The 7,323-nt window shown below is 48.5% G+C and carries 7 protein-coding genes; 1 reads left to right on the top strand and 6 read right to left on the bottom strand.

Features of this window, described 5'->3' with window-relative positions; genetic code table 11:
• A partial coding sequence (locus tag G470_RS12770) for an ISL3 family transposase (RefSeq protein WP_035445140.1) occupies positions 1-193 on the top strand: 193 nt, incomplete at its 5' end.
• 89 nt (positions 194-282) lie between these two features.
• On the opposite strand, the gene rpsR is transcribed toward G470_RS12770, so the two are convergent.
• The 6 genes from rpsR to gyrB all read right to left on the bottom strand — a co-directional run bounded on the left by rpsR (position 283) and on the right by gyrB (position 7,322).
• Positions 283-516, bottom strand: a complete 234-nt coding sequence (gene rpsR / locus G470_RS0105300) for a 30S ribosomal protein S18 (RefSeq protein WP_028273932.1) — start codon at positions 514-516, stop codon at positions 283-285.
• Between the two features lie 27 nt (positions 517-543).
• On the bottom strand, positions 544-1,062 hold the full coding sequence (gene ssb / locus G470_RS0105295) for a single-stranded DNA-binding protein (protein WP_028273931.1): 519 nt from the start codon (positions 1,060-1,062) through the stop codon (positions 544-546).
• A gap of 123 nt (positions 1,063-1,185) precedes the next feature.
• On the bottom strand, positions 1,186-1,485 hold the full coding sequence (gene rpsF, locus G470_RS0105290; protein WP_028273930.1) for a 30S ribosomal protein S6: 300 nt from the start codon (positions 1,483-1,485) through the stop codon (positions 1,186-1,188).
• A gap of 127 nt (positions 1,486-1,612) precedes the next feature.
• Positions 1,613-2,584, bottom strand: a complete 972-nt coding sequence (locus tag G470_RS0105285; protein ID WP_028273929.1) for a DNA-methyltransferase — start codon at positions 2,582-2,584, stop codon at positions 1,613-1,615.
• Positions 2,585-2,684: 100 nt separating this feature from the next.
• Positions 2,685-5,282, bottom strand: a complete 2,598-nt coding sequence (gene gyrA / locus G470_RS0105280) for a DNA gyrase subunit A (RefSeq protein WP_028273928.1) — start codon at positions 5,280-5,282, stop codon at positions 2,685-2,687.
• 99 nt (positions 5,283-5,381) lie between these two features.
• Positions 5,382-7,322 carry a DNA topoisomerase (ATP-hydrolyzing) subunit B gene (gene gyrB / locus G470_RS0105275; RefSeq protein WP_028273927.1) on the bottom strand — a complete coding sequence of 647 codons (1,941 nt, stop codon included), beginning with the start codon at positions 7,320-7,322 and terminating at the stop codon, positions 5,382-5,384.
• Between the last annotated feature and the right edge of the window lies 1 nt (position 7,323).

Below are 7,323 nucleotides of genomic sequence, written 5' to 3'. Positions count from 1 at the left end.
GCACGCGTTTACTTACACCCTCTCGAATGGGGCGATTGAAGGCATGAACAATAAAATCAAGAATATCAAGCGTTCAGGATACGGGTACCGGAACTTTTACAATTTACGTGCCAGAATTTTGATCAGTTATCAGTTGACAGCTCCCACCCATCCGCCAAGAGCATTGACCTTCGAAGAGGAAGACGCAGTTTAACAAAAGAGGACAAAGTGAGTGATCACTTTGTCCTCTCAAAAGACTCACCAACACTATTTGACATAGAGCCATATAAATTTTGTATCATTTTATTCTTCTACTACGAATGGCAGCAAGCCCATGATACGTGCACGTTTGACTGCTTTAGTCAATTTACGTTGGTTTTTAGCGTAAGTGCCTGTCACACGACGTGGCAAGATTTTTCCTCTTTCAGAAATGAAACGTTTCAAGAGGTCAACATCTTTGTAATCGATGTGCTCGATGTGGTTTGCTGCGAAGAAATCGACTTTCCGACGTTTTCTTCCGCCTCTGCGTTGAGCCATGTTTTTATCCTCCTTCTATCCTTGAACTTAAAACGGCAAGTCATCATCCGAGATATCGATTGGATCGCTTGTTTTTTCAAACGGATCGTTATCGAAGTTCGGGAAGTTTTGATTTCCAGGAGCTTGGTTTTGGTTGTTATATGAGTTTTGTTGGTACGAACCAGAATTGTTTGAATAACCACTGGTATCTGAGGAATCGCCCGATTGAATACGGCGTTCAGTCACAGATTTTGGTTCCAACAGCGAGTAGTTCTCACAGACAACTTCTGTTACGTACACCTTTTGTCCGTTTGCGTTCGTGTAGTTCCGAGTTTGAATACGGCCCTGCACTCCAATAAGAGAGCCTTTGCGAGTAAAATTCGCCAAAGTTTCAGCGGTTTTTCTCCAAGCAACACAGTTAATGAAATCTGTGTCTCGTTCTCCTTGTTGGTTCGTGAACGGACGGTCAACGGCTACGCTGAAGCTGCCTACTGCGGTCCCGTTCGCTGTGTAACGCAATTCGATGTCTCGGGTAAGTCTTCCTACCAACACAACATTATTAATCAATCTTTTCCGCTCCTTCCACAAAATGTTTCACGTGAAACATTCTTAAACTGGTTAGAAAAAGAAACTTTTCCTACTTGCACAAATATTTCGATGCCTTACTCAAAAGGCTGCTGTTTCTGCTGATTAAACGTCTTCGCGAACGATCATGTGACGCAAAATGTCATCGTTGATACGTGCCAAGCGTTCGAATTCGTTGATCGCTTCCGCATTGTTTGCGCTCAATTTTACCAAGTGATAAATTCCTTCACGGTAACCTTTGATTTCATACGCAAAACGGCGTTTAGACCAGTCTTTCGATTCAGAGATCTCAGCACCGTTGTCTGTAAGAATCGCATCAAAACGTTCTACCAAAGCGTTTTTAGCTGCTTCTTCCATGTCAGGACGGATAATGTATAGGATTTCGTATTTAGCTGATTGACTCATTTTCGACTGTCACCTCCTTGTGGACTTTGGCCCTTTTATCTCTAAAAGAGCAAGGAGAGCATCTATATTTTAGATTACTCACGTCTAATAATACTATCACTTGCAACGGAAAATCGCAAGTGTTTTTTTATGATTCCTGTTTCTTTGTCCTCTCTGTTTTTTGAGCGGCTAATGTGTTCCGTTCCCAAAACACCCCGTCCGCATATCCTTGTATCATCCGGTCGTTTTCCGCCTTCTCCAGACGGTACTCAGCCCAAGCGCAATAAAGCGGGTTTTGCTCAATCCCGATATAGTGCCGGTCCAATTTTTTGGCCGTGACACTGGTGGTGCCGGAACCTAAAAACAAATCCAACACCGTGTCGCCTGGATTAGAACTGGCCAGGATGAGTTTAGCAATCAATTTTTCAGGCTTTTGGGTGGGATGGGCGGTGTTTTCCGGCATCGACCAAAAAGGAATGGTGATGTCGTCCCAAAAGTTGGACGGACTGGTGTCCCGGTAGTTCCCTTTTTCACTTTCCTGCCAGTCTTTTGGTTTTCCGGCATCCCGGTACGGCGCCAATACTTTTCGGCGCATCTTCACCTCATCCAAATTGAATGTATACCGGTCCGACTGAGTGGCATACCAAATGTCTTCCATGCTGTTTTTCCAATTCGTTTTTGCGCCGCGCCCTTTTTCCCGCTGCCAGGTGATTCGGTTTTTGAGCTGAAAAATCTCTCCCACCAGCGGTCCCATGACCATACTTGTTTCCCAGTCACAGCACACGTAGATGGTTCCTTCCGGCTTCAGCACCCGTTTGGCTTCTTCCAGCCATTTCCGCGTGAAAGACGAGTACTCCTCCATGTCCATCTTATCGAATGTGTGCCCATGGTACTTCTTAGACAAGTTGTAAGGAGGATCCACCACAATCAAATCGATGGTGTGGTCGGGAATTTTTTTCACTGTCTCAAACGTGTCGCCGTTGATGGTTTTATCCACCATATCTTTGTAATCTTGGACTTCTCGGGCATCTACCACGCGGTCGGCGTATTCGTGCCCTTCTGTTAAGTTGAAATCGATGGTTTTGTTTCTCGGTGATTTTTTCAAGTTCTTCTCTCCCATTCGGAGTTCCCTGCTTAGCTATATCGTCACTTCTGATTATAGCAGAAAAAAATCGTCCGGCACTTCCATTTCAGAAAGGTGCCGGACGATCAGCGGTGCATTACAAATCTGAATCGGCGTCAAACGAATCGTGTTCGCCTTCTACGTCCAACTCAATTTCTGATTCAATGTCGTTGATGTTGTCTGGTTCTGTTTCGTTGTCCATGTCTTCAGCCGTGATGGATTTCATTTCTGCTTCAACCACGGATTCGACGGTGTCTTCGTCTTCTTCCCGTTCGACTTTCGTGGCCGCGGTCACTTTCACGCCTTCGTCCATCCGGATCAAGCGGACCCCTTGAGTGGAGCGGCCGGTGGTGGACACATCTGCTACGTCAAAGCGGATAAGGATGCCATTATTGGTCATCAGCATGATGTCTTCGTCGCCGTCGACCGTGCCAAGCGCCACAAGCGGACCGTTTTTCTCCGTCACGTTTGCCGTTTTGACCCCTTTTCCTCCACGTCCGCGGATTGGGTATTCTTCTGAGGAAGTCCGTTTGCCGTAGCCATTTTCTGTGACAATCAATACCTCAGAATTTGGACGCAATGTGTCGATTCCGATGACTTCATCGTCTTCACGCAGGCGGATTCCGCGTACTCCGGCAGCGGAACGTCCCATGTTCCGGACTGCATTTTCCTCAAAGCTGACCGCGTAACCCAATCGCGTCCCGATAATGATGGTTTGGCTGCCGTCTGTCACGGTGACATCGATTAGCTCGTCGCCATCTTTCAACGTGATGGCTTTCAGGCCGTTGGTCCGGATATTGGCGTACTCCATCAACTCGGTGCGTTTCACCGTTCCTTGACGCGTGGTGAAGAACAAGTACTCGTCTTCTTTTGGACGTTCTTTCATGGCGATGATCGCTTCTATTTTTTCTTCCGCATTGATGTTCAAGAAGTTAATTGCCGGTATGCCTTTCGCGGTACGGCCGTATTCCGGAATCTCATATCCTTTGGCCTTGTACACTTTTCCGGTATTGGTGAAGAACAGCAGCATGTCGTGGGTGGAGCAGGTCAACAACGTTTCCACAAAGTCGCCTTCGTTGGTGTCCATTCCTTTCACGCCGCGGCCGCCGCGGTTTTGCGATTTGAATTCAGAACTTGGCATGCGCTTCATGTACCCGTTGCGGGTCAATGTGATGGCAATTTCTTCTTCTTCAATCAAATCTTCGTCTTCCAAGCTGAGCGCTTCTCCGACAAGCAATTCCGTGCGTCGTTCGTCCCCATATTTTTCTTGGATTTCATCCAATTCGTCGGCGATGATTTGTTTCAACCGCTCTGGACGGGCCAAAATATCCGCCAAGTCAGCAATCAGTTCCATCAAGCCTTGGTATTCTTCTTCGATTTTCCCTCTTTCCAAACCGGTCAAACGGACCATCCGCATGTCCAGGATGGCTTGCGCTTGGCGTTCGGACAGTTCGAACCGTTCAATCAACGTTGTTTTTGCAATATCTGCCGTTTGGGAACTGCGGATAACGTTGATCACTGCATCGATGTGGTCCAAAGCGATGCGCAATCCTTCGAGGATGTGGGCGCGCGCTTCGGCTTTCCGCTTGTCGAAGGCCGTCCGTCTACGAATGACAATCTCTTGGTGCTTCAAATATTCCACCAAGATTTCTTTCAATCCCAATGTCTTCGGCACACCGTTGACGATGGCCAACATGTTGAAACCGAAAGAAGTCTGCATCGGCGTCAATTTGTACAAATTGTTCAACACGACGCTGGCCGATACATCCCGGCGTACATCGATGACGATGCGCATCCCTTCTCTGTCAGATTCGTCGTTCAAGTCGGTGATGCCTTCAATCCGTTTGTCGCGCGCCAGTTCGGCGATGCGTTCCACCAGTTTGGCTTTGTTGACCATGTACGGGATTTCATGCACAATGATGCGTTCGCGTCCCGAAGCGTTCGGCTCAATGGTGGCTTTCGCGCGCAAAATAATCGATCCGCGGCCCGTTTCATAGGCTTTCCGAATGCCGGATTTTCCAAGCACAGTGGCGCCTGTCGGGAAGTCCGGTCCAGGCAGAGCTTCCATCAAATCCGCTGTGGTCGCATCTTCATTCGCCATCAATACTTTCAACGCATCGATGACTTCTCTCAAGTTGTGAGGAGGAATGTTGGTAGCCATCCCAACAGCGATTCCTGAAGCTCCGTTTACCAACAAGTTAGGGAAACGTGCCGGAAGCACTTCGGGTTCACGTTCGTTTCCATCGTAGTTGTCCTGGTAATCAACAGTGTCTTTGTTGATGTCGCGCAACATTTCCATCGCGATTTTGCTCATGCGGGCTTCGGTGTACCGCATCGCTGCCGCACCGTCCCCGTCCACGGATCCGAAGTTTCCGTGTCCGTCCACCAATTCATAGCGGTAACTGAAGTCTTGCGCCATCCGTACCATAGTGTCATAAATCGCGCTGTCTCCGTGTGGGTGATATTTCCCCATGACGTCCCCGACGATACGGGCGGATTTTTTGTAGGCTTTATCCGGCGTGACACCCAACTCGTTCATTCCGTATAAAATACGGCGGTGGACCGGCTTCATGCCGTCCCGTACATCTGGAAGCGCCCGGGATACGATGACACTCATCGCATAATCCAAGAACGATTTCCGCATTTCGGTGGATAAATTGGCTTTTTCTAACCGTTCATCTTGATTCTCAGCCATTTTTCTGTGTTCCTCCCTCTGTAAATCACACTACAACCAGCCCTGCACCAGCCTCTGAAGCCGGTGACAGGGCCTTGACGTTTTCACTGTTCCTTTTTATTACGTGTCGATGTTTTCAACGTATTGCGCGTTGCCTTCAATGAACTCTCTTCGTGGTTCGACTTTTTCGCCCATCAACATGGTCATCACTTTGTCCGCTTCAATCGCGTCATCTACAGTGACCTGCAGCAAGCGGCGGTTTTCCGGGTTCATTGTCGTTTCCCACAACTGTTCCGCGTCCATTTCTCCCAAACCTTTGTAACGTTGGACGGAAGGTTTCGGTGATTCAGGAATTTGCTTCAAGTACTCCCGCAATTCCTCGTCCGAATCCAAGTACACTTCTTTTTTGCCTTGTTTCACTTGGTACAACGGCGGCTGCGCGATGTAGCAGAATCCTGCTTCCACAACCGGCCGCATGTAACGGTAGAACAAAGTCAAAAGCAGCGTACGGATGTGGGCACCGTCGACGTCCGCATCGGTCATGATGATCAATTTGTGGTACCGTGCTTTTTCGACATCGAATTCCTCACCAAATCCGGTTCCCATCGCTGTAAACAACGAACGAATCTCTTGGTTGGCTAAAATCCGGTCAATGGATGCTTTCTCCACATTCAAGATTTTCCCGCGGATGGGCAAAATCGCTTGGAACTGACGGGAACGGCCTTGTTTGGCAGAACCGCCCGCGGAGTCTCCCTCAACGATGAACAATTCGGATTTTTCCGGGTCGCGGGAGGAACAGTCCGCCAATTTCCCCGGCAGGTTGCTGATTTCCAACCCGCTTTTTTTCCGGGTCACTTCACGGGCACGCTTCGCGGCAATCCGCGCTTTAGCTGCCAACAATCCCTTGTCGACGATCTTCCGCCCGATGGATGGATTTTCCAACAGGAACGTCTCAAAACGTGCAGAGAACAGCCGGTCGGTGATGGTACGGACTTCAGAGTTCCCCAACTTGGTTTTGGTTTGTCCTTCAAACTGCGGGTCCGGGTGTTTGATACTCAACACAACCGTCAAGCCTTCACGAACGTCTTCCCCGCTGAGATTTTCATCGTTTTCTTTCAACAAATTGTTGCGGCGGGCATAATCGTTCACAATCCGTGTCAAAGCTGTCTTAAAACCGGATTCGTGCATTCCGCCTTCATAGGTATGGATGTTGTTGGCAAAACTCATCAAGTTGGTGTGGAATCCGTCTGTATGTTGCAGCGCCACTTCCACTGAAATACCGTCTTGTTCATCTTCCAAATAAATCGGTTCTGGGTACAGCGCATCTTTGTTTTGGTTCAAATATTGAACGTAACTCTTGATTCCGCCTTCGTAGTGGTATTCCCGTTTTTCCGGCTCGTCTTTCCGGCGGTCTTCGATGGAAATGTTCAACCCGCGGTTCAAGAAAGCCAATTCCCGGATACGCGCAGACAATTTTTCGAAATCAAATACGGTTGTCTCTGTAAAAATTTCTGGGTCCGGCAAAAATGTGACGGTCGTTCCGTGACGGTCTGTGTCCCCGAGGATTTTTAGGTCGGTCACAACTGCACCTTTTTCGTAACGTTGGCCATAAATTTTCCCGTTTTTGTGCACATGAACTTCCAAATAGGTGGACAGGGCGTTTACAACAGAAGACCCTACCCCGTGCAGACCTCCGGAAACTTTGTATCCGCCGCTTCCGAATTTCCCACCTGCGTGAAGAACCGTAAACACGGTCTCTACTGCCGGGCGGCCCGTTTTTTCTTGAATATCGACCGGAATTCCACGTCCGTCGTCGATTACTGTGATGCTGTTTTCAGGATTGATGATGACTTGGATATTGTCAGCAAAGCCGGCCATTGCTTCATCGATGGAGTTGTCCACAATTTCCCATACCAGGTGGTGCAATCCTTCTCCACTGGTGGATCCGATATACATTCCCGGACGTTTACGGACGGCTTCCAATCCTTCCAACACTTGAATTTGACTGGCATCATACGTCTGTGCCAATTCCGCACGGTTGACGTTCCATTCGTCTGCCATA

The sequence above is a fragment of the Atopococcus tabaci DSM 17538 genome (assembly GCF_000429585.1).
Taxonomy (GTDB): Bacteria; Bacillota; Bacilli; order Lactobacillales; family Carnobacteriaceae_A; genus Atopococcus; species Atopococcus tabaci.
The sequence above is the reverse complement of the archived record's forward strand: the minus strand, read 5'-3'. Positions and strand labels throughout refer to the sequence as shown.

Excerpts from the sequence above, each read along its gene's own strand:
- G470_RS0105285 (WP_028273929.1), bottom strand. The coding sequence starts at position 2,584 with ATGGGAGAGAAGAACTTGAAAAAATCACCGAGAAACAAAACCATCGAT.
- gyrB (WP_028273927.1), bottom strand. The coding sequence starts at position 7,322 with ATGGCAGACGAATGGAACGTCAACCGTGCGGAATTGGCACAGACGTAT.
- rpsR (WP_028273932.1), bottom strand. The coding sequence starts at position 516 with ATGGCTCAACGCAGAGGCGGAAGAAAACGTCGGAAAGTCGATTTCTTC.
- gyrA (WP_028273928.1), bottom strand. The coding sequence starts at position 5,282 with ATGGCTGAGAATCAAGATGAACGGTTAGAAAAAGCCAATTTATCCACC.
- rpsF (WP_028273930.1), bottom strand. The coding sequence starts at position 1,485 with ATGAGTCAATCAGCTAAATACGAAATCCTATACATTATCCGTCCTGAC.